Here is a 23,456-nt window from a genome sequence, read left to right on the forward strand (position 1 = left end):
TTCCGGGAGTCCGAGCACGGTCGCCGAGCGCGGAGTCCAACAGAGGTCAAGGAGCGGCAATGAGCGAGCAGGCGTACACGTACACCAAGGTCAACACGGCAGAGATCTCCCTGCCGGCCGGTGTGACAGTTCAGGTCAAGGCGAAGTCCAACTCGAAGCTCACGCAGAAGGTGACGCTCAAGAGCAAGGACGGCTCGGTGGACACGGTGTTCTCCGGCACCGGGGAAAAGAACGCCCAGCTCGGAGAGACGACGATCACCACGGGTGAGAGTTTCCTGCTCCACGCGGTCTTCGAGTTCGCCGGGGACGACGGCGTCTTCCAGCCGAGCAAGCTGAACAGCGGCGGGCCCTACGAGATCGGCAGGTACAACATGCTGGTCGTCGTCGCCGAGAACGGCGACGACTCCGACTACAACGACACCATCCTCGAATTCAGCTGGAACACGAAGTAGCAGCAGGTCCGGGCTGGGAAAGCGCGTCTTGCTCGGCGGGGTCGCCGGGTGTCCCAGGCCCAGGCGGACCTTTCATGGTTCGCTGCCCCCTGCTGTCACTCGGACGGGTGGGATTTGTCCGGCTGTGGTCGGTGGGGTGGCTGGGGGTGGTGTCGTTGGCGCATGAGTACGCGGACCGGGCCGGTGATCAGGTCGGATGAGTGCGGTCTGGATGCGCTGATCGGCTCGTTCACAGGTGACGAGGCTCTGCGCGGGCGGCTGGTGCTGGGCAGGTCCTGGACGCGCCGCTGGTCGACGGCCTGGCTGCTGGGAGGCGGCGAGGTCGTCTGGCCGGTGCGTGATCTGGGGTCGGTGCCGGTGCTGGACTCGCGGCCTGGCCCCGTTCGGCCCCCGTGATGCCCTCCTCGCAGACTGCGGCCGTCGACGAGCACATCGCCCGCCAGGAGGCACGTCTGGCGGGCTCCAGCTCCCATTGGATCCGCTGGGACAGGGGCCTGGCCTGGTCCTTCCTCCCGTCCTCGCCTCTCGGGACCGCCGCGGTGCTGTTCGCGGCGGACCGCCTCCTGCGGCTGCCCAGCGCGGAGTTGCTGTCCGAACTCGGCCGAATCACCGGGCAGATCCCCGGCCGCGACCACAAGCGCTGGGAAAAGACCTGGAGGGTCTTCCAAGACGACGCGTCGCCCGAGGTCCGCGCTCACATCACGCAGGCCGTTCCCGCGCTGTTCCCGTCACCCCGCCGCCGAGTGCTTCCCGTGAACGTCTGGACGCGCCACCGGGTCATCCCCTCGCTCCTACCGGTCCACCTCGACCAGCACCACAGCTTCGGTCCAGAGGAGATCCCACAGGAACTTCCCGAACCCTGGGTCCGCGTCTTCCACAACGGCCCCGACCTCACCACCACCGCGGTGGCCCGCAGGTTCCGCCGCACGCTCGCGATCCAGCTCGTCCAGGCCGCCTCCGGCATGGACGCCCAGCAAGCGGCCGACTACCTCGGGGTCCCGCCCGGCACGGATCTCCTGGACGGCGAACGCACGCAGACCGACGAGCAGGTCGCCACCGACGGCACCGCCGAACTTCGCGAGGGCCTTACCCGGCTGGCCGAACACCTGGCCTCACAGCCGCACCACCACCGAATCGACTACCGGCTCCGCAGGCAGCACCTCGCGACCTGGCACCTCAGCAACGACGCCTTCGAAGAGCTCCACCGCCTGCTCGTCGCCGCCACCAACGGACTACGGCTCCCGACGCCCCCAGCCCGCCTGCACGACGCCCTCTCCGCCATCATCTGGCGACGCGTCACAGGCAGCGAATACTGCCTGGCACCCTGCTTCCGTCCCCCGTTCTCCCCCACCAGTCGAAGAGCCGACGCCACAACCGTCGAGATCCGCCTCGCACGGCGGATCGAACAAGCTCCGCCCCGCTCCCCCTACCGCACCATCCTGCCCGCCTTGGAGCAGCATGCCCACGGCCTGATCACGTCCTGCGAGCAGGCGATCAGTCACCGTCCGTGAGATTTGCGTGTCGACACTCGCAAACTAGTGAGGCTCGAACTCGCAAACCGATGCGTCCAACGAGTTATCCACAGGCAGAGATCGGCGCTCGCTTCGCGGACTAACGTGTCCGGTCACAGTCAGCCGTCCGGAAACGATCGGAAGGGAGATCGCCGTGCGCCTCGTACTGAAGCCCGCCCTGTCCCGCAGCTGGCGGGACTCCGACACCCTGCAGTTCGGGACCATCACCCGCTACGCCGGGGTGCTCGGCCAAGCCGACAAGACCCTCTGCGACTTCCTCGGCCTGGTCGACGGGACCAGGGACCGCCCCGAACTGCTGGAGGCCGGCGAGCAGCTCGGCCTCGGCAGGGAGCCCGCCGACGCACTGCTGACCGACCTGGAGGAGACCGGGTTACTGGACGACGCGGAGGCGACCGGCACCGCGCTGGCCCGCTTCCCCCAGCCCCACCGGGACCTGCTCGGACCGGACCTCGCCTCGCTGTCCCTGGTCCACTCCGGCCCCGGCGCCGCACCGGCCGTCCTGGCCCGGCGGGCCGGCGCCCGGATCGAGGTCCGCGGCGCGGGCCGGGTGGGCGCCGCCGTGGCGGCCGTGCTCTCGGCCGGCGGGGCGGGCACGGTCACCGTGGTGGACGGCGGCCGGGTGCGCCCCGGGGACTGTTCCCCGGCAGGACTGCCGCCGGGGGACGTCGGACGGCTGCGGCTGACGGCCGCCCGGGAGGCCGTGCAACGGGCGGCGGGCCGACCACTGGTGCCCGTGCCCCGGCGAAAGCCCGACGGGCCGCCGCCCGACCTGGTGGTGCTCGCGTCCCGGGACGGGAGCGGGGCGTTCGCCGGCGGGACGTACGAGGCCCGACTGCTGCTCCGGGCCGGGGTGCCGCACCTGTACGTCGGAGTGGTCGAGGAGTTCGGGGTGGTCGGGCCCCTGGTGCTGCCGGGGGTGTCGGCCTGCGGGCACTGCCTGGTCCTGCGCCGGGAGGACCAGGACGCCGCCTGGCCCCGGATCCTCGCCCAGCTGGCGGACGGCGGGCCCGGCCGGGCCCGCACCCCGGCCTGCGACACGGCCCTGGCCACGATGGTGGCCGGCCTGGCGGCGCTGCACGTCCAGATCCACCTGGACGGCGGGCGGCCGCCGAGCGTGGACGGGTGGTGCGAGGTGTCGGCCGGCGAAGGGATGCCACGACGTCTGCGACTGCGCGGACACCCGGACTGCGGGTGCCTCTGGCAGCCGGCGCCACCGAGGTAAGGAGGAGAGGAACCTGCCGGGCGAGGGCCCGGCCAAGGAGAGGAACCGATCGGGCGCGGGCCCGGCGGCTGCGAGGCTCGGCAGCCGTCCGGCCCCACGCCACGGCGGACCGGGCCGGCGCCCGGCCCAGCGAGCCCATGGCCCGCGCCCTGCCTGGGGCAGGGCGCGGGCCATGCAAGGCCGGGATCCGCTGTTGCCAGCGGCAGGTGGTGGGCGGGAGGTGGGGAGGGTGGGGGGCGGGGGGGGAGGGGGCCCCAGGGATCAGGCAAAAAGAACCAGGCGGGGGAAGTCGGCCCGTCCGACTTCCCCCGCAACACCCCACCGCCCCACCGCACCGAAGGCCCGGTGCCCCAGGCTTGGGTTCAAGGGATACCGGGCCTTCGGCTCGCAGCCGCCGTCCGCCCACCACGCCGGGCCGACCGGACCAAGCCGTCCAACTCCCCCACAAAGGGACAGTGGTCGCGTCCCACGTGCGGGCGCCCCCTCCCCGCCTGGCGAAATACCGGCGGTCGCGGGGTGGGGAGCGGGCACAATGGCCTAGTGATGGTGGGCCGTCCGGTGTCGGGGGGCCAGGGAATGGAGGCCCGGGTGAGCGATCTTCCGCGCAAGGCAGTGACCCGCACGGCACGGCTCGCCGCCCTGCCCCTGGGGATAGCCGGACGCGCCACGCTCGGTCTGGGCAAGCGCATCGGCGGCCGCTCCGCCGAGGTGGTGACGGCCGAGCTCCAGCAGGCCACCGCCGACCAGTTGTTCAAGGTCCTGGGTGAACTCAAGGGCGGGGCCATGAAGTTCGGGCAGGTGCTGTCCGTCTTCGAGGCCGCGCTGCCCGAGGAGGTCGCCGGTCCGTACCGGGCCGCGCTCACCAAGCTGCAGGACGCCGCTCCCCCGATGCCCGCCGCCAAGGTGCACACCGCGCTCGCCCAGCGGCTCGGCGAGGGCTGGCGCGAGCTGTTCCGGGAGTTCGACGACCGGCCGGCGGCGGCCGCCTCGATCGGGCAGGTGCACCGGGCCGTCTGGCACGACGGGCGTCGGGTCGCGGTCAAGGTGCAGTACCCGGGCGCGGGTGACGCGCTGCTCGCCGACCTGACGCAACTGAGCCGGGTGGCCTGGCTGTTGGGCCCGCTGATCCCGGGGCTGGACATCAAGCCGCTGATCGCCGAGCTGCGCGAACGGGTGTCGGAGGAGCTGGACTACGAGCTGGAGGCGCAGGCCCAGCGCCGGCACGCCGAGGAGTTCGCCGGCGACCCGGACATCGTGGTGCCCGGCGTGGTGGCGCAGGCCGACCAGGTGCTCGTCACCGAGTGGATGGACGGCACCCCGCTGGCCGAGGTGATCACGGGCGGCACTCAGGAGGAGCGCGACCGTGCCGGGCAGTTGCTGGCCCGGTTCCTGTTCGCGGGCCCGTCCCGGACCGGCCTGCTGCACGCGGACCCGCACCCGGGCAACTTCCGGCTGCTGAAGGACGACGGCCCGGCGTCGGGCTGGCGGCTGGGGGTGCTGGACTTCGGCACGGTGGACCGGCTGCCGGGCGGGCTGCCCGCGCCGATCGGTGCGTCGCTGCGGATGGCCCTGGACGGCGACGCGGCGGGCGTGCTGAAGATGCTGCGCGAGGAGGGCTTCGTGAAGCCCTCGATCGAGCTGGACCCGGACGCGGTGCTGGACTACCTGCGGCCGATCATCGAGCCGGCCGCCGTGGACAGCTTCCACTTCACCCGGGCCTGGATGCGCGCGCAGGCGGCCCGGATCGCCGATCCGCGCTCGCCCGCCTACAACCTGGGCAAGCAGCTGAACCTGCCGCCCGCGTACCTGCTGATCCACCGGGTGACGCTGAGCACCATCGGGGTGCTCTGCCAGCTGGGCGCCCAGGCGCCGTTCCGGGCGGAGATGCTGGCGTGGCTGCCCCAGTTCGCCGGTCAGGAGCCGGCGAAGCCGACCGACCCAGCAGGGCCGGCGGGGACGGCGAAGCCCGCCAACCGCACCCGCAAGAGCTGACCGGAACGCCGCCCCGACGACCGCAGGCCGCTCCCCGTGACGGGGGGCGGCCTGCGGCACGACGGGGGTGGAACGCGGGGAGGCCCCGCGCCGCAACGACAGCCGCGGCTACATCAGGGCGACGGCGATCGCCTTGCGGGCCCGCAGCGAGGCGCGCTCGGCCCGCTGCTTGAGCCGGCGGGCCCTGGCGACCCGGGTGACGAGGCGTTGGTGCTCGGCCTCGTGCAGGCGCTCTTGCATATGGGCCCGGGCCAGGGATTCGTGGAGGAGTTGCATTTCGAGGGTCCTGTTCTGGATCTGAAGTTCGGTGGTCTGCTCAGCGCGGACGGTCGGATCGATGGCGGCGGCGGTCATGTGGTGGTCCTGCTCGTGGTGCGTGCTCGGGAAGGGGGCTGGCCGGGATGCGTCGGCCTTGGCGGCGGCGATCCGGACGGAACGGCGGAGGGAGCTGTCCAGCAGGGGCTGCTCTCCCCGGCGGACGGCCCTGGCGCCGTGGGCGGGGTTCACGCCATGACCTCGGTCTTGCGCGGACGGCCACGCGGCCGCTTGCGGGCCACGACGACACCCTGGACGAAGAGCTCGCCACCCCAGACGCCCCACGGCTCGCGCCGCTCCAGCGCACCGGTCAGACAGGCGTCCTTGACCGGGCAGGTGCCGCAGAGGGACTTCGCGTACTCGACGTCGGCGGGCGTCTCGGCGAAGAAGACCTCGGGGTCGAAGGCGCGGCAGGGGATGGGGAGCCCGAGCGCCTCGGCCTGCTCGATGGAGCTGATCTGCATGGAAGGAACCTCCGGGGGGTCGGCCTGGTCGGCCTTGGTGATCTGGTTTGTCGGCGGTACGGACGGGATGGGCGGCGTGATGACCGTGGACACTGTGGCGTCTTCCTCGTCTTCTCAGTGGTTCCGGACCAGATGGCTGGTGGGTCTGGGCCGGAGGCCCCGGGGGGCCTGGGTGGTCTTGCGTACCGGACAAAACAGAAGGGCCGCGGATCCCGGTGTGACGGGTTCCGCGGCCCTGGAGGTGCCGACCTGAGGCTTACTCAGGTTCGTTCTCTCCAGGGTTCAGGCCCGCGGAAGGCCCGCATCCGGATGGCCGTGGCGCCCGCAAAAGCGGCCATGGCCTGGTTAATCTGCTGCTCGTTCTGCTTCTGGGTGCTTCCGGCACCGATGACCTGCGCATAGTCGCCATGCATGGCGGCTGCTACGACTGCCTTCGGTGCCTGGGTCGGTCGCTCATCGCGCAGGGAGCGCGACGTGCCGAACGACGCCCAGTCGCCGGACAGACCGGTCTCGACGGAGGTGCCTTCGACGTTCCTGCCGCCCGCGGCGCAGACATCAGTGTGTCCAAGGCCACTGACAACGGGGACGACGGAGACACCGGTGGTGTCGAGACCCAGACCGGTTCCACCGAGCTCGGCGAGCGCCCGCAGACGGGCGGCACGCAGGGAGGCAGCAACAACGGTCTGGCCAGTCATTTTGGTGATCATGATGTTTCCCACTGTCATCGCCTCCTCTCGGCGTCTCGCGGAGCCAGGTCGCCCCGGCTCCGAATGTTCGGATGTCTGTCTCGGTGAAGCTGTTGGGTGCAGGGGATTCGGCACAGGTGTCACCCTGTGCGATCTCGTCCCCTTGACCGCTCCGGCAGGCTATTGCGCTCCCGGTATGCCGCGCAAACTATTTTTCACGGCGGGTTCGGATGTCCCCCGAGCGGCCCCCGGGAGACTTCCCTGGACCGCGCCCGGACCGGCTCACGCCGGATCGACCGGCTCGCCGTCCTCGACGCCGTCCGGATCCTCCTCGGGCTCCTCCCCCGCACACAACGAGAGCACGGCCGCCCCGTACTTGTCCAGCTTCATCGCGCCGACCCCGGAGATCACGGCCAGCTCCTGGCGGCTGGCCGGCACGTCCTCGGCGATGGCCATCAGCGTGGCGTCGGTGAACACCACGTAGGCCGGCGCCCCCTGCTTCTTGGCCTGCCGGGCCCGCCACTCGCGCAGCCGCTCGTACAGCGCCTCGTCCATGGTGGACGGGCAGCTCTCGCAGCGGCGCAGCTTGCGCTCGACCGCCTCGGTGAGCACCTTCTCGCAGACCCGGCACTTGACCGGTCCGCGGACCCGCCGTCCGGCGGAGCGCTCGCCGGGCTCCACGCCCCCGCGCCCGCCCCGCCCGCCGGTGCGTGCGCCGGGGGCGCTGGAACCGGGGCGCAGCCCGTCCAGGAAGCGGCTGGGCTTGCGGCTGGCCCGGCCGCCCGGGGAGCGGCTGAGCGCCCAGGAGAGGGAGAGGTGCTTGCGGGCGCGGGTGACGCCGACGTAGAGGAGTCGGCGCTCCTCCTCGATCTGCTCGTCGGTCTTGGCGTAGATGATCGGCAGGGTGCCCTCGGTGAGGCCGACGAGGAAGACGGCGTCCCATTCGAGGCCCTTGGCGGCGTGCAGCGAGGCGAGGGTGACGCCTTCGACGGCGGGGGCGTGCTGGGCGGCGGCGCGGGCGTCGAGTTCGGCGACGTAGGCGGCGAGGTCGGCGCTGTGGCCGGCGGCGGTGCGGGTGCGCTCGAACTCCTCGGCGAGCCGGACGAGGGCGGCGAGGGACTCCCAGCGGTCGCGGACGGCGCCGGAGCCGGCGGGCGGTTCGGCGGTGAAGCCGCGGGCGGCGAGGACGGCGCGGACCTGGCCGGCGAGGTCGGGGGCGTCGGCGGTGAGCGGGTCGGCGCCGGCCCGGGCGGCGCCGCGCAGCAGGACGCCGGCGTCGCGGACCTCGGGGCGTTCGAAGAACCGCTCGGCGCCCTTGAGCTGGTAGGGGACGCCGAGGTCGGCGAGGGCCTGCTCGTAGACCTCGGACTGGCCGTTGGTGCGGAACAGGACGGCGATCTCGCTGGCGCGCACGCCGGTGGCGAGCAGGTCCTTGATCCGGCGGGCGGTGGTCTCGGCCTCGGTGGGTTCGTCCTCGTACTCGGTGTAGACGGGTTCGGGGCCGGCCTCGCGCTGGGAGACGAGTTCGAGGCGGTGGCGGGCGGCCTCGCCGCGGGCCTGGCTGAGCAGTCCGTTGGCGAGGTGGACGACCTGCGGGGTGGAGCGGTAGTCGCGGACCAGCTTGACGACCGTGGCCTCGGGGTGGCGGGTGCGGAAGTTGAGCAGGTAGTCGGGGGTGGCGCCGGTGAAGGAGTAGATGGTCTGGCTGGCGTCGCCGACGACGCAGAGGCTGGCGCCGCCGCCGGGGCCGGTCCACTGGTCGAGCAGCCGCTGCTGGAGCGGGGAGACGTCCTGGTACTCGTCGACGGTGAAGTGCCGGTACTGGGAGCGGACCTGGTCCGCGATGTCGGGGCGGTCCTCCAGGATGGCGGCGGTGAGCAGCAGGACGTCCTCGAAGTCGATGACGCCGCGGCGGCTCTTGGTCTCCTCGTAGACGCGGTAGACCTGGGCGGTCTCGGCCGGGTCGCGGGGGGCGTCGCGGCCGGACTTCTGGACGGCGGCGGGGTAGTCGTCGGGGCCGAGCTGGGTGACCTTGGCCCATTCGATCTCGGCGGTGAGGTCGCGCAGTTCGGTGCGCTGGACGCGCAGGCCGCAGCGGCCGGCGGATTCGGCGACGAGCTGGACCTTGCGTTCGAGCAGCTGGGGCACGGGGCCGCCGACGGCGCGCGGCCAGAAGTACTGGAGCTGACGCAGGGCGGCGGCGTGGAAGGTGCGGGCCTGGACGCCGTCGGCGCCGAGTTGGCGCAGCCGGCCGCGCATCTCGCCGGCGGCGCGGGCGGTGAAGGTGACGGCGAGGACCTGCTGGGGCTGGTACACGCCGCTGCGCACGCCGTAGGCGATCCGGTGGGTGATGGCGCGGGTCTTGCCGGTGCCGGCGCCGGCGAGGACGCAGACGGGCCCGTGCAGGGCGGTGGCGACGGCGCGCTGTTCGGGGTCGAGCCCGGCGAGCACGGCGTCGGGGCCCGTGGCGGCGGTGGGGTCGGCCCAGAGGGAGCCGTGGGGGCCGTCGGACGGGCTGCCGCTCAAGAGGTCTTCCTGCATGCTTTCCATCCTCTCAGCCCGCTGGGACAACGGGGGCGGGGTTGTCCACAGGCCCGGTGTGATCGCAGGATGATCGCTGCGCACCGGGGCGCGCGGGGCCATTCGGGCGCCGTCGTGGTGCGACGGAGCGTTGCCGTGCGGAATGACCGTCGCGCGGTGGGCGTTCCTGCCCTGAGACCGTACGCCCTCTTCCTGAAGGAGCCTCCTCGATGTCCGGCAGCGTGACGATGTACAGCACGACCTGGTGCGGGTACTGCAACCGACTCAAGAGCCAGCTGGAGCGGGAGGGGATCGGCTACACGGAGGTCAACATCGAGGAGGACCCGGCGTCGGCGTCGTTCGTCGAGTCGGTCAACGGCGGCAACCAGACCGTGCCGACGGTGCTGGTGACGCCGAACGCCGGCGGCGAGCGGGTCGTGATGACCAACCCGAGCCTGCTCCAGGTGAAGAAGGCCCTCGGGGTCTGAGTGGTCTGAGTGGTCCGAACGGCCCGAGCGGGCTCGAACGGGCCGGGCCGGCCCGGGGTCCGGGCCGGCGCGCGTCACTGCGCGTCGGCCCTGGCGGGGTCGACGGGTGCGGCGGGCGCGGGCAGGGTGGCGCGCGCGCCGAGGTCGCCGATGCCGTAGACGAGCCGGCTGCGGTCGGCCGAGTAGCGGGTCTCGATGACCCGGACGGGCCCGCGCCGGTCGTAGGTGACGCGGGTCTGGACCACCAGCGGCACGCCGGGGCCGCCCTGGAACCACTGGGCCTCCTCGGGGCCGGGCATCCGGGCGACCAGGTGGTCGACGGCGCCGATCTCGGTGCGGCCGAGTTCGTCGAGGACGGCCTCGTCGCCGCCCTCGACCGGGTCGGGTTCCATCAGCGGGGTGCCGGCGGCGAGTCCGGCCCGGTAGTGGCTCTCCTCGATGGAGTACGGCTCGCGGTCGAGCAGGCGCAGTTGGCGGCGGACCACGATGGCCTCGCCGGGGCGCAGTCCGAGCCGTTCGGCGATGTCGACCCGGGCCCGGACGATCATCATCTCGAAGTCGGTGGTGAGTTCGCGGCCGGCCTCGGCGGCCTCGCCGAGGTAGACGGCGGAGGGCACGGCCAGGCAGTCCCGGGGGGCGGGGGCCAGGGTGGGGCCGTAGGCGCGGTGGTCCAGGACGGGGTGTTCCCGCAGGTAGGTGCCCTTGCCCTGGAGGCGGACCAGGCGGCCTTCGTTGACCAGGACGTCGACGGCGAGCCGGACGGTGTTGCGGGCGACTCCGTACTGGCGTTCCAGTTCGCTCTCGACCGGGAGTGCGGCGTCGGCGGTGAACTCGCCCTCGGCGATCCGGCGGCGCAGGTCGGCGGCGAGACGCTGGTATTTGGGGGATTGGGCGGTGCCCCGGGGGATTGTCACCCGAGTGAATGTAGCGAGCACGATGGCGGGGTTTCAGCCGTTTCCGGCAATGTCGTCCGCGCGGGTTGACGGCGGTTGCAGGGTGGCGATCGGCGGTAGCAGAACTGGCCCGTCCGGCCACGAACATCTGATCGTGGCGGAATCGGGAAGGAAGGGAAAAGAAAAACGGGGGCGCACGGGATAACCCGCACGCCCCCCATTCGTCGGGGATTACCAGCGCGCCGCCGACGGCAGCGGTCCGCCGTACCAGAGCTCGACCAGGTGGCGCGCGATCGAGATCCCGGAGGGCGGCAGGATCTCCCCCGCCTCCATCCCGGCCCGCAGCTCCTCGCGGGAGAACCAGCGCGCTTCGGCCAGCTCCTCGCCGTCCACGGTGATCGCCGTGCCGCCCGGCAGCGCCCGGCCCGTGAAGCCGAGCATCAGGCTCGACGGGAAGGGCCAGGGCTGGCTGGCGACGTAACGCACCTCGCCGACCCGCACGCCGGCCTCCTCGTGCACCTCGCGCACCACCGCCTGCTCGATCGACTCCCCCGGCTCGACGAAGCCGGCCAGGGTGGACCAGCGGCCCTCCGGCCACAGCGCCTGGCGGCCGAGCAGGCAGCGGTCCTGCTCGTCGGTGATCACCATGATCACCGCCGGGTCGGTGCGCGGGTAGTGCTCGGCCGCGCAGGAGGTGCAGCGCCGCACGTGCCCGGCGCCGGCCTTCTCGGTCGGGTGCCCGCAGCGCGAGCAGAAGCTGTGCAGCCGGTGCCAGTGCTCCAGCGCGACGGCGTGCACCAGCAGCCCGGCGTCCCGGTCCGACAGCAGCGCGCCGACCTCGCGCAGCCCGGCCGGGCGGGCGTCGCCGTCCAGCCTCCCGGGCAGGCTCTCACCGGCCAGCGCGAAGTACGAGACGCCGTCCTCGTCGGTGCCGAGGAAGTACCGGTCCCCGGTCTGCGGCGCCTCGAAGGAGGGCATCAGCACGAGTTCGGTGCCCTGCGCGGTGTCGACGACGAACGCCTCGCCGCCGGCGATCGGCAGCACCCGGGTGGCCGGGTGGCTCCAGGCGGCGGCCAGCCAGGGCTCGTCGAGCCGGTGCTCGGCCGCCCGGTCCACCCCGGCCCGGGCCAGTGCCAGGTTCAGTGGGCGTTCGGTCTCAGGCACGGTGCTCACTTCGTTCCATCCCCACGTGATGAATCATCCGGATGAGTGATCTGACTGCCATGGTGTGCCCGCGCGGGCTCACGCGCCGGGCCGGAAGTTCTCGGCCAGGTCCCCCCACAGGTACGCGGCCGTCTCCACGCCCTTGGCCAGCAGGTCCAGTTCGACCTTCTCGTTGACCGAGTGCCAGCCGTCCGAGGGCACCGAGATGCCGAGGAACAGCACCGGCGCGCCGAGCACGTCCTGGAGGTCGGCGGCCGGGCCGGAGCCGCCCTCGCGGGTGAAGAGGATCTTCTGCCCGAAGGCCCGGCCCATGGCGCGGACGGTGGACTGCAGCGCCGGGTGGTCCAGCGGGGTCAGGCAGGGCCGGGTCGCGCCCGGGAAGGTCAGCTCGTGGCGGACGCCCTCGGGCACCCGCGCGGCCACCCACTCCCGGACGGCCTCGCGCACCTTCTCCACCTCCTGCCCGGCGACCAGCCGGAAGGACAGCTTGAGGTGCGCCGAGGACGGCACGATGGTCTTGCCGCCGGGGCCGGTGTAGCCGCCCCAGAGGCCGTTGACCTCGGCGGTCGGGCGGGCCCAGACCCGCTCCAGGGTGGAGTAGCCGGCCTCGCCCCGGGTGCCGTACGACTTGGCGACCCTGAGCCACTGCGCCTCGTCGAAGGGCAGTTCGGCGAACAGCTCGCGCTCGCGGTCGGTCAGCTCGATCACGCCGTCGTAGAAGCCCGGGATGTCCACCCGGCGGTCGGCGTCGTGCAGCCCGGCCGCCAGCTCGGCGGCGACCTGCGCCGGGTTGGGGACGGCGCCGCCGAAGGAGCCGGAGTGGATGTCGGTGTCCGGGCCGTACAGGTCGATCTGGGCGTCGGCCAGGCCCCGCATGCCGGTGCAGACGGTCGGCGTGGTCTCGGACCACATGCCGGTGTCCGAGATGACCACCACGTCGGCGGCCAGCCGCCCGGCCTCGCGCCGGACCAGGTCGGCGAAGTGCGGCGAGCCGGACTCCTCCTCGCCCTCGATCAGCAGCTTGAGGTTGACGGCCGGCGCGGTGCGGCCGGTCGCGGCCAGGTGGGCGCGCACGCCCAGGGTGTGGAAAAACACCTGGCCCTTGTCGTCGGCCGCGCCCCGGGCGAACAGCCGCCCGCCGACCACGGTCGGGGTGAACGGCTCGGTGTCCCAGCCGTCCTCCTTGGCGGCGGGCTGCACGTCGTGGTGCCCGTAGACCAGGACGGTCGGCGCGGACGAGTCCCCGGAGGGCCACTCGGCGAACACCGCCGGCAGGCCGTCGGTCTCCCACACCTCGGCCACCGGGAAGCCGGTGTCGCGCAGCTTGGCGGCCAGCCACTCGGCGGAGCGCCGCACGTCGCCGGCACGGGCCGGGTCGGCGGAGACCGAGGGAATGGCCAGCCACTCGGAGAGGTCGGCGAGGAAGCCGGCCTGGTGCTGGTCGATGAAGGAGCGGACGACGCTGTCCGGAGTTCTCGTCATACGGACGACTTTAGTTCGCCCGTGCGGGTGCCCGCCCCGGCCGTCCGGCTGCCGGGCGCCGTCGGGGCTGTAACCTCCGTCACCCCCGCCCCCGCCCCCGGAGTGGAGGGGGCGCGGACGGGGGTGACGGGAGGGGGCGCGAACCTCAGCCGGAGCGGCGCAGCAGGGAGATCCGCGAGCGGGTGAGCAGCGCGGCCAGACCCGCCGCGAGCAGCGGCAGCGCCACCACGGTGACCGCGATGGTGAGCCACGGGAGGACCACGACCGAGTTGTTGGCGATCGTCTCGGCGCTCATCCCGGGAACGGAGGCCGCCGCGCCCTGGACCTTGCGCAGGGCCACCGCCGGCACGATCCCGCAGACGGTGCCGAGGAGGGTGCCCATGGCGGCGATCACCCCGCACTGGAAGCCGGAGAGCGTGCGCCGGATCCGGGGCTCGGCGCCGACCGCCGCGAGGGTGGTCAGGTCGCGCTGGGAGTCGGCGGCGGCGAGTCCGGTGGCGATGCCGGCCGCGCCGAGGGCGACGATGCCGGCGAAGATCGACAGGCCGAGGCCGATCAGGTCGGCCCTGGACTGGTAGCCGCGCTCGATCACGAGGACGTCCTGGTCGGTGAGCTTGGCCAGCGCCCCGTTGGCCTTCTGCTGGGCGCCGTCGGAGGGCGAGCCGTCGGGCAGCCAGACCGAGCCGGCCGGGGAGGTGGTGAGGCCGAGCCGGGTGGCGGTGTCGGGGCTGATCACGGCCTGGGCGCTGGCCGGCACCACCGCGGACGCGAGGACGGCGTCGACGGAGATCTCGGTGTGGCCGCGCTTCTTGGGAGCGGCCACGCCGTCGGTGTCCTCCATCGGATCGTTCAGCCCGATCGCGAGCTTGCCGTCCTTGAGGTACTTCGCGTCGAAGACCACGGCCTTGCCGGCGGCGAGGGCCTGCCCGGCGGCCGGGTCGGTGACGCCGTAGAGGTTGTGCAGCAGGGTGGCGTCGCCCGCGGAGAGGTTGCTGAAGTGGTTGCCGCGGTGGCCGATGCCCTGGCAGCGCGGGTCGGTGCCGAGGATGCGTTCCGTCTCGTCGGTGCTGCGCTCGGTGTCGTCGAGGGCGGGGCAGCGCAGTTCCATGGGCAGTTCGACCTGGATGTAGCCGCAGTTGCTGCCGCCGTCGGCGCAGTCGCCCTTGTAGTCGACGCGCTGGATGTCGGCGCGCGGTCCGAGGGCGGGGATGTTGCGTTCCACCGCGTCGCGCATCTGCGGCAGCAGCTTGCCCTCGGCGGCGGGTAGCCAGCCGCTGCCGAGCATGACGGCGCCGGAGGGGGCGGCGGCGGTGTACTCGCGGCGGTTCCCCTCGTCGTAGCTGGCGAGGTAGACGCTGACCGCGACGGTGCCGGCGACGGCGGCCATCACGGCGGCGACGGCGGGCGCGGTGCGGCCGCGGTGGCGCACCGAGTCGCGCAGGGCGAGCCGGGGGCCGAGCGAGAGCCAGCGGCCGAGCCGGCCGAACAGGCCGACCAGGTAGGGCGTCAGGGCGACCATGCCGAGTTCGGCGACGGCCGAGCCGCCGAGGACGGACAGGCTGCGGTTGCCGAAGCCGCTGGTGGCGCCAAGCAGGGCGAGCGCGGAGCCGCCGCCGAGCATCAGCAGGCCGAGCAGGGCGAGCTTGCGGCTCGGGGGCTTGAGCGAGTCGCGGCCGGTGAGCGCGGCGACGACGTCCTGGCGGGAGGCCTGGACGGCGGGCACGACGGCGGCGAGCAGGCCGGTGACCAGGCCGACCAGGAGCACGCCGAGCAGGTCGAGCGGCTGGAGGTTGAAGTGGCCGAAGCGCTGGCCGGCGTACTCCTCGGCCCGGGTGCGCAGCAGGGCGACCAGGCCGATGCCGAGTCCGAGGCCGACGACGGCGCCGGTGATGCCGAGGACGATGCCGCCGCCGAGGACGACGGCGCGGATGTTGGCGCGTTCACCGCCGCCGGCGGCGAGCAGTCCGAGCTGCCGCCGGGAGCGCCTGGCCCCGACGGCGAAGGCGGGGCCCGCGAGGAGGACGATCTCCAGCAGGGCCATGCCGACGACGGTGGCGAGGATGACGACGGAGGTGCGGTCGAGGTAGCCGGGGGTGGGGCCGCCGTGCTTGTCGGCCTCGACGTAGTAGGGGACGTCGGCGCGGGCCGGCGGGTCGAGCAGGACGGCGCGGGAGGCGAGGGTGAAGCCGTAGCCGCCCAGTTCGGTGACCTTGGGCCAGTCGAGGGTGCCGGAGGGGAGCTTGACGAGCCAGCGGGTGGGCGCGTCGGTGCCGGCGTTGCGGCTGCGGTCGGCGCCGGGGAGCTTGGCGAGCTTGCCGATCAGGGTGCCGGGCCGGGCGATGATCTCGGAGGCCGTCAGTTCACTGGGGTACTCGACGACGCCGGTGATGGTGAAGGGGGTGCCCTCCAGGCCGCGGACGGCGGTCTGGTCGCCGATCTTGAGGCCGGAGCGGGTGAGGAAGTCCCGGGTGACGGCGGCTTCGCCGTCGGTGGCGGGGGCGCGGCCCTTGACCAGGTTGACCCGGCCCTTCCAGATCGGGTCGGTGAGATCGAGTTCGGTGGTGCGGGTGCTGAGCAGGCCCTGGGAGCTGCCGGCGGCGGTGTAGGGGCCCTGCCGCTCGGGCACGAGGACGGTGCCGGGCGGGAGCAGCTGCTTCGCCAGTTCGGCGGGGTCGGTGTCGAGGCTGCGCTGCTGGGCGGGGGTGTACCGGGGGGCGGCGCCGTTCTTCGCCTCGTCCTTGGCGCTCTTGGTGGACATTCCCTTCTCGGGGTCGGGCGCCTGGAGGACGGTGGCGCCGCGTTCGAGCATCTGCAGTTCGCCGTCGGCCTGGCCCATGACGCGCACGACGTGTTCGGCGGGTTCGAGGTCGGCGCTGCGGAAGACCACGTCGGCGCCGGTGACGCCGAGGACGGGCAGTGCGACCATGGCGATCACCAGGGCGCTGCGGCCCTTGGCGCGCAGGGCGTCGCGGCGGGCGATGCGCAGGGCGACCCGCCAGGCGCTGAGCTTCACTCGTCCACCTTCATGCTGTTGGTGGCGGCGCTGACGAGCAGGCTGGCGGCGTCCTGGCTGACGCTCTCGTCGACCATGCGGCCGTCGCGCAGGAAGACCACGCGGTCGGCCCAGGCGGCGTGCCGGGCCTCGTGGGTGACCATCATGGCGGCGGCGCCGGCGTCGCAGCGGGCGCGCAGGACGGCGAGGACGGCCTCGCCGGTGGTGGAGTCGAGGGCGCCGGTGGGCTCGTCGGCGAGGACGAGGCGGCGGTCGCCGATGAGGGCGCGGGCGATGGCGACGCGCTGCTGCTGGCCGCCGGACATGTCGTCGGGGAAGCGGTCGGCGAGCTCGGGGATGCCGAGTTCCTCCAGGGCGGTGAGCGCCTCGCGGCGGGCGGCGCGGGCGGAGAGGCCGTCGAGTTCGCGCGGCAGCGAGATGTTCTCGCCGGCGGTGAGGGCCGGTATCAGGTTGTAGTCCTGGAAGACGTAGCCGATGGAGCGGCGGCGGACCTGGGCGAGCCGCTTGCGGTTGAGCCCGCCGAGGGCGACGCCCTCGACGAGGACCTGGCCGGTGGTCGGGGTGTCCAGTCCGCCGGCGAGGGTGAGGAGCGTCGACTTGCCGGAGCCGGACGGGCCCATGACGGCGACGAACTCGCCGGGGTGGACCTTGAGGTCGATGCCGCGCAGGGCCTGGACCTCCGCGGCGCCTTGGCCGTGGACTCGGGTGACGTTCTCCAGGTGCAGTACCGGCGTCTGCCGGGCCGGGTCGGTGTGGGACATGGTTCCCCCCTTGTGCTGGTGGTGGGCTCGGCGTCGGGTCCGGGCCGGTGGTTCGGGCGGGCCGTCGCGGTCAGGTGCGCGAGCGGCGGCCGTCGCGGGGTCGGACGCGCGCGACGGCGGGCGGGGTCAGGTGCGCGAGCGGCGGCGGGCGGGCCGGGCGGCCGTGGCGCCGCCGTCGCGGGCGGCTTCGGCGGCGCGGGCCTGTTCGGTCTCCGCGTGCTGCTGGAGCCGGGTCTCGCAGTGGTCGAGCCAGCGGATCTCGGCCTCGGTCTGGAAGATCAGCTGGTCGAGGACGAGCAGCCAGGCCAGGTCGTTGCTCGCGGAGGGCGCGGTGCCGGGCCGTGACTCCCCGGCCAGCGCGCGGCCCTTGAGCCGGGTGTAGTCCTGGAGCGCCTTGATGCTGTGGCGGCGCTGGCCCTGGACGACGGCGGAGACGTCCACCCCGGGGACGGTGACGGCCATGGCGAGCTTGATGGCCAGTTCGTCGCGCGGGGGGTTGGTCCGGGGCACCGGGGTGTCGAACCAGGCCCGCAGCTCGGTGCGTCCCTCTTCGGTGACGGCGTAGAACTGGTGGCCCTCGTCGTCCTCTCCGGCGGGCTCGACCAGGCCGTCCCGTTCCAGTCGGGACAGCGTGGTGTAGACCTGCCCGACGTTGAGCGGCCAGGTGGCGCCGGTACGCGCCTCGAACTCGGTGCGCAGTTGGTAGCCGTAGCGCGGGCCCTGGTCGAGCAGGGCGAGCAGACCGTGTCGGATGGACATACTCAGTATGTATACCCGGTATGCCCCGCGGGCTCAAGCCGCGCCCCCTCCCCCGGCGAGCGGGTACCGTCGTGCGGTGTGAGCCAGTTGCGCATCGCCACCTTCAACCTGCTGCACGGTCAGCCGCTCGCGCCGGACGGCGCCCCGCGGCCCTACCCCGCCGACGCCGGCGGGCCGCTGGCGGAGGCGGTGGCCGCGCTGGACGCCGACGTCCTGGCCCTCCAGGAGGTGGACCGCCACCAGTCCCGCTCCGGCGGCACCGACCAGGCCGCGGTGGCCGCCAAGGCCATGGGGGCCGCCGACTGGCGGTTCGCCGCCGCCCTGCACGGGCGACCGGCGCCGGTCGCGGGCTGGGTGCCGGAGCCCTCCGTGCCCGACGGCCTGCGGGTGTACGGGCCCGGCGACGTCGGCGACGGCGCCCCGCCCTCGTACGGCACCGCGCTGCTGACCCGGCTGCCGGTGCGGCACTGGCGGGCCCGCCGGTTCGCCCCGGCCCCGTTCGGACTGCCGCTGCGGGTGGCCGGCCGGCGCGGGCTCACCCCGGTGCCGGACGAGCCGCGGGCTGCGCTGGCGGCCGTGCTGGAGGGCGACGACGGCCCGTTCACCGTGGTGGCGGCGCACCTGTCCTTCGTCCCCGGGTGGAACATGGCGCAGCTGGCCGGCATCCGGCGGTGGATCGCGGACCTGCCGCAGCCGCACCTGGTGCTCGGCGACTTCAACCTGGTCGGCGCGGTGCCGCGCACCGTCCTCGGCGGGGCGACGGCGCTGGAGCGCACCGCGCCCCGGGCGCGGGTCCGGGAGCTGCGGGCGGCCCGGCGGGCCCGGCCGGCCCTGGCCGAGCCGCGCCGGCGCCGGGTGCGCGAGCCCCGCCCCCGCCTGCAGGGCTGGTACGACCTGGCCCGCACCCCGACGTACCCCTCGCACCGCCCGGCGGTGCAGTTCGACCACGTGCTGGCGGTCGGCGTGCCGCGCTCCGCGGTCGGCCCGGCGGCGGCGCCGCGCGCGGCGGTGTCGGACCACCGGCCGCTGCTGGTGGAGGTCTCGCTCTAGTGCGGGCCCGGTTCGGGCCTGGTTCGGGCCCGGTTCGGGTCTAATGCCGGGTCAGGATGCCGTGCTGGTGCGGTAGTTGGGTGCCGGCGGCGGGGGCCGGCGCGTACTGGAGGAGCAGCATGGCCGCGTCGTCGCCGAGTTGGCGGCCGACGTGGCGCACCACGTCCTCGTGCAGGCGCTGCAGGACGTCCGCCGGGCGGCCGTCGGCGCAGCGCGGGAGGCGTTCGGCGAGCGGGTAGAAGGCGCCGGAGCGGTCGCGGGCCTCGATCACCCCGTCGGTGAACAGCAGGACCCGGTCGCCGGGCCGCAGCGCCACCCGGTGCACCGGGGGCCGGACGTCGGCCGGGTCGAGGACGCCCAGCGGCGGGACGGTCTCGGCGAGTTCGAGCGGCCGGACGTCCCCGCCGCGCAGCAGCAGCGGCGAGGGGTGGCCGCAGTTGACCAGTTCCGCGGTGCCGTCCGCCCCGACGCCGATCAGCACCAGGGTGACGAACTCCTCCTCCACGCCCGGGTGGTCGTTCTCGTGCAGGGCCCGGTCGAGGCTGACGGCCAGCCAGCCGGCGACCCGGTCGAGTGCGGGCTCCTGGTGCGCGGCCTCGCGGAAGGCGCCGAGGACGGCGGCGGCGGTCTCGACCGCGCCGAGGCCCTTGCCGCGGACGTCGCCGACCACGGCCCGCACCCCGTGCCGGGTGTTGACCACCTCGTACAGGTCGCCGCCGATCCTGGCGTGCGCGGCGGCGGCCTCGTAGTGGACGGCCGCCTGGACGGTGCCGACCCGCTCGGGGACGGGCCGCAGCAGCACCCTGCGGGCGATCGAGGCGACGAGCTGGGCGTCGGCCAGCGCCCGCTCCTGGCGCAGCCGCAGGGTGGCGCTGACCCAGCCGATCAGGGCGACCAGCAGGATCGCGAAGACGCTGGCGGCGTGCACGGACTGGTCGAGCGCGTCGCTGCGGAAGGCCATCAGGAAGGCCACCGCCTCGGTGAAGAGGCCGATGGCGAGCGGGTACCAGGTTCGGTGGCTGACCACGGCGGCCAGCGCGGGGACGGCGGTGAGGGCCGGTTCGACCGTCACCTCGGTGTTGCTGACGAAGTCGAGGGCGACGATCAGCGCCATGCCGATGAAGGGCAGCGCGAGCGCCGTCCTCGGCCAGGTGCCGGTCGTGCCCGGAGCGGGTCCCGGGGTCGGCCCGGTGAACCGCTCTCTGATCCATCCGGTCGCGCTCAACGTCGGTTACTCCAGCAGAAGACGCCGATGCCCTGGGGCACCTGCGGTGATGACTGAGGGTTAGGGAATGCGGGCCTCGCTGGCGGCCGGAGCACGGGGGTTGACCGGTTACCGACCCCACAATAGGCACGAAACGTGCATGACGCACAGGTTTCGGGCGCTGCCGTGATGACTTGAATGCTCTGCGTGACTCATTCTTCACTGTTCCCGATCAGGAGCCGTTCCAACTCTTTTCGGTCGGGAAGTCCTGCCGGACGGACGATCCGCCCGCTGCGGACGTACAGGAAGGAAGCCGTGACCTGCTCCGGCGGAACGCCCGCCTGCTCGGCCCAGGCGATCCGGTAGACCGCGAGCTGCAACGGGTCGGCGGTCTCCTCGCGGTGGGTCTTCCAGTCCACCACTTCGTAGCGTGACGCGCCACCGGTTACTGACGTCACGTCACCGTCCCGGTAGACCGCGTCGATCCGGCCGCGCACCACCCGCCCCCCGAGCACCAGCTGGAACGGCGCCTCCACCCGGTGCGGCCGACGCTGGGCGCACGGGGTGCGCAGGAACGCCTCCTTGAGCTGCTCCAGGTCCTGCTCGTCCTCGATGCCGTCGTCGTCCGCACCGGGCAGCGCGCCCGGCTCGATCAGCAGCAGCGGTTCGATCCGGGACTGCACCCAGGCGTGGAAGCGGGTGCCCCGCCGGGCGGCCGGCTGCGGCGGGCGCGGCATCGGCCGGGCCAGGTCGCGCGCGAAGCCGTCCGGGTCGGCGGCCAGGCGCAGCAGTTGGGTGGCGGACAGCGAGGCGGGCAGCGGCACGTCGCGGGCGGTGCGCCGGGAGCGCTCCAACTCGCCCAGCAGCGCGGTGAGGTCGCGGTCCCAGGAGGCCGCCTGGCGCTGGTCCTCGACGGCCATCGGCTCGGGCTCGGGGGCGGGCGCGCCGGCCAGCCGGGCGTGCACCACCTCGGCGACCCGGCGGCGGGCCAGCTGGGCGGCCGGGTCCAGCGGCAGCGGCCAGGGGTGCTCGACGGGGGCGGCCAGCGCCGGGTTCTCGGCGCCCTTCTCCGGCTGCTCGGCCCAGTGCTCGACCTCCCCGGCGCCGGGCCGCTCGCAGTGCTCGCGCAGCTGCTCCAGGAAGGCGGACGGGCCGCGGACGGTCTTCTGGCTGGGCCCCCACCAGTGCCCGGAGGCCAGCAGCAGCGTGCGCGGGCGGGTGAACGCGACGTAGCCCAGGCGCAGTTCCTCGGTGCCGGAGTGCTCGGCCAGCTGCCGTTTGAACGCGGTCATGGCCTTGCCGTCCCACCCGCCGCGCACGTCGGGCAGGGTGTCCGCGTCGCCGCGCAGGGCGTGCGGGAGGACCCGCTTGCTGCTGGTCCAGCGCTCGCGTGAGGTGGTGGACGGGAAAGAGCCCTTGACCAGGCCGGGGACGGCGACGACGTCCCACTCCAGGCCCTTGGACTTGTGCGCGGTGAGCACCTTCACGGTGTCCTCGCCGCCGGGCAGGCTGCTGTCCAGGCCTCGCTCGTACTCCTGGGCGGCGCGCAGGAAGCCGAGGAAGGCGGCCAGGCCGGGGTCGCCGTCGAGGTCGGCGAAGGAGGCGGCGACGTCCAGGAAGGCGTGCAGGGTCTCGCGCCGCCGGGCGGCCAGTGCCTGCGGGGAGGCGGCGAGTTCGACCTCCAGGCCGGTGACGGCCAGTACCCGGTGCAGCACGTCCATCAGCGGGTCGGCGAGCGAGCGGCGCAGGTCGCGCAGCTCCTGGCCGAGGCGGGCCAGGCGGATCCTGGCCTCGGCGGAGAAGGGCAGTTCGTCGGGCTGCTCCGCGTCGAGGAAGGTCTCCACCGCGTCGGCGAGCGAGACCACCTCGGTGGGGTCGGCCTCGGCGACGGCCGCCGTCAGCGCCTCCACGCCCTCGGGCCGGTCGGTGCGCACCAGGTCGGCGGCCCGGCGGCCGAGCAGGGCGAGGTCGCGCGGGCCGATCCGCCAGCGCGGGCCGATCAGCAGGCGCACCAGCGCGGCGTTGGCGGTCGGGTCCTGGAGCACCTCGCAGACCGCCACCAGGTCGGCCACCTCGGGCAGTTGCAGCAGCCCGCCCAGGCCCACCACCTCGACCGGCAGATCGCGGGCGACCAGGGCGGCGTGGATGTCCGGGAAGGCCGCGCCGCCGCGGCACAGCACGGCGATCCGGCCGGGCGCGGTGCCGGTGCGCACCAGATGGGCGATCGAGTCGGCGAGCCAGTCGATCTCCTCGGCGTGGGTGGGCAGCAGCGCCGCCCGCGCGTAGCCGTCCTGCTCGGCGCCGGGGGCCGCGCGCAGCGCCTCGACGCCCTCGTGCATGGCCCGCAGCGGCGCGGCGAGTTCGTTGGCGAAGGCGAGCAGCCGCCCGCCGCTGCGGCGGTTCTCGCTGAGCGCGTAGCGGGCGGCGGGGCGGCCGTCGGCCTTCGGGAAGTGCCGGGGGAACTCGTCGAGGTTGGCGACGGAGGCGCCGCGCCAGCCGTAGATCGCCTGGCAGGGGTCGCCGACGGCGGTGACGGGGTGGCCGTCGACGGGGCCGCCCGGTCCTGCGGGGCCGGCGCCGAACAGGCCGGCCAGCATCAGCCGCTGGGCGACCGAGGTGTCCTGGTACTCGTCGAGCAGCACGACCCGGAACTGGCCGCGGAGCAGCGCGCCGACCTCGGGCCGCTGCTGGGCGAGCCGGGCGGCGGCGGCTATCTGGTCGCCGAAGTCCATCAGCCCGGCGGCGTGCTTGCGGCGCCGGTAGTCCTCGACCAGGCGCAGCAGCTCCAGCCGGGCCCGGGCGGTGGCGGGGACGGCCCGCAGGTCGTCGTTGGTGAGCTTGACGGTGGCGAGGGTGTCCAGCAGGTCCTCGTCGTGGGCGCGCAGGGTGTCCGGCTCGACCAGGTGCTCGGCGAGTTCGCCGTCCAGGGCGATCAGGTCGGCGACCAGGTTGGCGAAGGTGCCGGTGAGCGCGGGGAACGGGCCGCGGGCGGTGCGCAGCACCTTGGCGGCGAGCTGGAAGCGGGTGGCGTCGGCGAGCAGCCGCACGTCGGGTTCGATGCCGATCCGCAGGCCGTGCTCCTTGAGCAGCCGGCCGGCGAAGGCGTGGTAGGTGGAGATCTCCGGTTCGCCGAGCGGCTCGACGGCGTCCTCCCCGGTGACGCCGGCCCGCAGCAGGGCGGTGCGCACGCGCTCGGCGAGTTCGCCGGCGGCCTTGTTGGTGAAGGTGAGGCCGAGCACCTCCTCGGGCCGGACGGCGCCGGAGCCGACCAGCCAGACCACCCGGGCGGCCATCACCGTGGTCTTGCCGGAGCCGGCGCCGGCCACGATCACGGCCGGTTCCAGGGGGGCGCCGATGGCCGCCATCTGCTCCCGGTTGAACGGGATGCCCAGCAGCTCCTTGAGCTGGTCGGGATGGCTGAGCACGGCGGTCACCCCGCAACGTTAACCGGAGCGGCGG

General features: G+C 73.8%; 19 protein-coding genes. 7 read left to right on the forward strand and 12 right to left on the reverse strand.

Annotation, left to right across the window (positions count from 1 at the left end; all coding sequences use genetic code 11):
- The first annotated feature begins 59 nt into the window (after positions 1-59).
- The 5 genes from ACIQVZ_RS24385 (at position 60) to ACIQVZ_RS24405 (ending at position 5,198) form a co-directional block, all read left to right on the forward strand.
- On the forward strand, positions 60-452 hold the full coding sequence (locus ACIQVZ_RS24385) for a fucose-binding lectin II (protein WP_402452761.1): 393 nt from the start codon (positions 60-62) through the stop codon (positions 450-452).
- A 162-nt stretch (positions 453-614) separates the two neighbouring features.
- A complete protein-coding gene (locus ACIQVZ_RS24390; RefSeq protein WP_402452763.1) occupies positions 615-848 on the forward strand; it encodes a hypothetical protein in 234 nt (77 codons plus the stop codon).
- A complete protein-coding gene (locus ACIQVZ_RS24395) occupies positions 848-1,963 on the forward strand; it encodes a hypothetical protein (RefSeq protein ID WP_402452765.1) in 1,116 nt (371 codons plus the stop codon). The genes ACIQVZ_RS24390 and ACIQVZ_RS24395 overlap by 1 nt, the downstream gene beginning before the upstream one ends.
- Before the next feature lie 154 nt (positions 1,964-2,117).
- Positions 2,118-3,206: a ThiF family adenylyltransferase gene (locus ACIQVZ_RS24400; RefSeq protein WP_402452767.1), complete on the forward strand. Its 1,089-nt coding sequence runs from the start codon at positions 2,118-2,120 to the stop codon at positions 3,204-3,206.
- Positions 3,207-3,794: 588 nt separating this feature from the next.
- On the forward strand, positions 3,795-5,198 hold the full coding sequence (locus ACIQVZ_RS24405; protein ID WP_402452769.1) for an ABC1 kinase family protein: 1,404 nt from the start codon (positions 3,795-3,797) through the stop codon (positions 5,196-5,198).
- 108 nt (positions 5,199-5,306) lie between these two features.
- Here ACIQVZ_RS24405 and ACIQVZ_RS24410 read toward each other — a convergent pair whose 3' ends face one another.
- The 4 genes from ACIQVZ_RS24410 to ACIQVZ_RS24425 all read right to left on the reverse strand — a co-directional run bounded on the left by ACIQVZ_RS24410 (position 5,307) and on the right by ACIQVZ_RS24425 (position 9,213).
- Positions 5,307-5,552, reverse strand: a complete 246-nt coding sequence (locus tag ACIQVZ_RS24410; protein WP_079136258.1) for a hypothetical protein — start codon at positions 5,550-5,552, stop codon at positions 5,307-5,309.
- Between the two features lie 149 nt (positions 5,553-5,701).
- Positions 5,702-6,070, reverse strand: a complete 369-nt coding sequence (locus ACIQVZ_RS24415) for a WhiB family transcriptional regulator (protein ID WP_402452771.1) — start codon at positions 6,068-6,070, stop codon at positions 5,702-5,704.
- Positions 6,071-6,237: 167 nt separating this feature from the next.
- Positions 6,238-6,684: a hypothetical protein gene (locus ACIQVZ_RS24420; protein WP_350879869.1), complete on the reverse strand. Its 447-nt coding sequence runs from the start codon at positions 6,682-6,684 to the stop codon at positions 6,238-6,240.
- Positions 6,685-6,945: 261 nt separating this feature from the next.
- On the reverse strand, positions 6,946-9,213 hold the full coding sequence (locus ACIQVZ_RS24425; RefSeq protein WP_371517213.1) for an ATP-dependent DNA helicase UvrD2: 2,268 nt from the start codon (positions 9,211-9,213) through the stop codon (positions 6,946-6,948).
- A gap of 200 nt (positions 9,214-9,413) precedes the next feature.
- On the opposite strand from ACIQVZ_RS24425, the gene ACIQVZ_RS24430 reads away from it, so the two are divergent.
- Positions 9,414-9,671, forward strand: coding sequence for a mycoredoxin (locus ACIQVZ_RS24430; RefSeq protein WP_350879870.1), 258 nt, complete (start codon positions 9,414-9,416; stop codon positions 9,669-9,671).
- 74 nt (positions 9,672-9,745) lie between these two features.
- Here ACIQVZ_RS24430 and ACIQVZ_RS24435 read toward each other — a convergent pair whose 3' ends face one another.
- The 6 genes from ACIQVZ_RS24435 to ACIQVZ_RS24460 form a co-directional block, all read right to left on the reverse strand.
- Positions 9,746-10,585 carry a GntR family transcriptional regulator gene (locus ACIQVZ_RS24435; protein WP_350879871.1) on the reverse strand — a complete coding sequence of 280 codons (840 nt, stop codon included), beginning with the start codon at positions 10,583-10,585 and terminating at the stop codon, positions 9,746-9,748.
- 210 nt (positions 10,586-10,795) lie between these two features.
- Positions 10,796-11,737: an NAD(+) diphosphatase gene (gene nudC / locus ACIQVZ_RS24440; protein ID WP_350879872.1), complete on the reverse strand. Its 942-nt coding sequence runs from the start codon at positions 11,735-11,737 to the stop codon at positions 10,796-10,798.
- 69 nt (positions 11,738-11,806) lie between these two features.
- On the reverse strand, positions 11,807-13,210 hold the full coding sequence (locus ACIQVZ_RS24445; protein WP_350879873.1) for a dipeptidase: 1,404 nt from the start codon (positions 13,208-13,210) through the stop codon (positions 11,807-11,809).
- A gap of 145 nt (positions 13,211-13,355) precedes the next feature.
- Positions 13,356-16,223 (reverse strand): FtsX-like permease family protein, encoded by a 2,868-nt coding sequence (locus ACIQVZ_RS24450; protein ID WP_402452775.1) that lies wholly within the window; start codon positions 16,221-16,223, stop codon positions 13,356-13,358.
- The gene (locus tag ACIQVZ_RS24455) at positions 16,220-16,984 is read right to left on the reverse strand and encodes an ABC transporter ATP-binding protein (RefSeq protein WP_350879875.1); all 765 of its coding nucleotides are present in this window, start codon (positions 16,982-16,984) and stop codon (positions 16,220-16,222) included. The genes ACIQVZ_RS24450 and ACIQVZ_RS24455 overlap by 4 nt, the downstream gene beginning before the upstream one ends.
- A 126-nt stretch (positions 16,985-17,110) precedes the next feature.
- Positions 17,111-17,743: a PadR family transcriptional regulator gene (locus ACIQVZ_RS24460; protein ID WP_402452777.1), complete on the reverse strand. Its 633-nt coding sequence runs from the start codon at positions 17,741-17,743 to the stop codon at positions 17,111-17,113.
- Positions 17,744-17,821: 78 nt separating this feature from the next.
- Here ACIQVZ_RS24460 and ACIQVZ_RS24465 point away from each other — a divergent pair, with 78 nt between their 5' ends.
- On the forward strand, positions 17,822-18,793 hold the full coding sequence (locus ACIQVZ_RS24465; RefSeq protein ID WP_402452779.1) for an endonuclease/exonuclease/phosphatase family protein: 972 nt from the start codon (positions 17,822-17,824) through the stop codon (positions 18,791-18,793).
- 40 nt (positions 18,794-18,833) lie between these two features.
- Here ACIQVZ_RS24465 and ACIQVZ_RS24470 read toward each other — a convergent pair whose 3' ends face one another.
- Positions 18,834-20,018, reverse strand: coding sequence for a PP2C family protein-serine/threonine phosphatase (locus ACIQVZ_RS24470; protein ID WP_402452781.1), 1,185 nt, complete (start codon positions 20,016-20,018; stop codon positions 18,834-18,836).
- A gap of 191 nt (positions 20,019-20,209) precedes the next feature.
- A complete protein-coding gene (locus tag ACIQVZ_RS24475; protein WP_402452783.1) occupies positions 20,210-23,431 on the reverse strand; it encodes a UvrD-helicase domain-containing protein in 3,222 nt (1,073 codons plus the stop codon).
- Positions 23,432-23,456: the final 25 nt, after the last annotated feature.

Source organism: Kitasatospora sp. NPDC098663, assembly GCF_044760075.1.
Lineage (GTDB): Bacteria > Actinomycetota > Actinomycetes > Streptomycetales > Streptomycetaceae > Kitasatospora.

Excerpts from the sequence above, each read along its gene's own strand:
- ACIQVZ_RS24395 (WP_402452765.1), top strand. The coding sequence starts at position 848 with ATGCCCTCCTCGCAGACTGCGGCCGTCGACGAGCACATCGCCCGCCAG.
- ACIQVZ_RS24425 (WP_371517213.1), bottom strand. The coding sequence starts at position 9,213 with ATGGAAAGCATGCAGGAAGACCTCTTGAGCGGCAGCCCGTCCGACGGC.
- ACIQVZ_RS24385 (WP_402452761.1), top strand. The coding sequence starts at position 60 with ATGAGCGAGCAGGCGTACACGTACACCAAGGTCAACACGGCAGAGATC.
- ACIQVZ_RS24420 (WP_350879869.1), bottom strand. The coding sequence starts at position 6,684 with ATGATCACCAAAATGACTGGCCAGACCGTTGTTGCTGCCTCCCTGCGT.
- ACIQVZ_RS24445 (WP_350879873.1), bottom strand. The coding sequence starts at position 13,210 with ATGACGAGAACTCCGGACAGCGTCGTCCGCTCCTTCATCGACCAGCAC.
- ACIQVZ_RS24455 (WP_350879875.1), bottom strand. The coding sequence starts at position 16,984 with ATGTCCCACACCGACCCGGCCCGGCAGACGCCGGTACTGCACCTGGAG.
- ACIQVZ_RS24430 (WP_350879870.1), top strand. The coding sequence starts at position 9,414 with ATGTCCGGCAGCGTGACGATGTACAGCACGACCTGGTGCGGGTACTGC.
- ACIQVZ_RS24390 (WP_402452763.1), top strand. The coding sequence starts at position 615 with ATGAGTACGCGGACCGGGCCGGTGATCAGGTCGGATGAGTGCGGTCTG.
- ACIQVZ_RS24460 (WP_402452777.1), bottom strand. The coding sequence starts at position 17,743 with ATGTCCATCCGACACGGTCTGCTCGCCCTGCTCGACCAGGGCCCGCGC.
- ACIQVZ_RS24410 (WP_079136258.1), bottom strand. The coding sequence starts at position 5,552 with ATGACCGCCGCCGCCATCGATCCGACCGTCCGCGCTGAGCAGACCACC.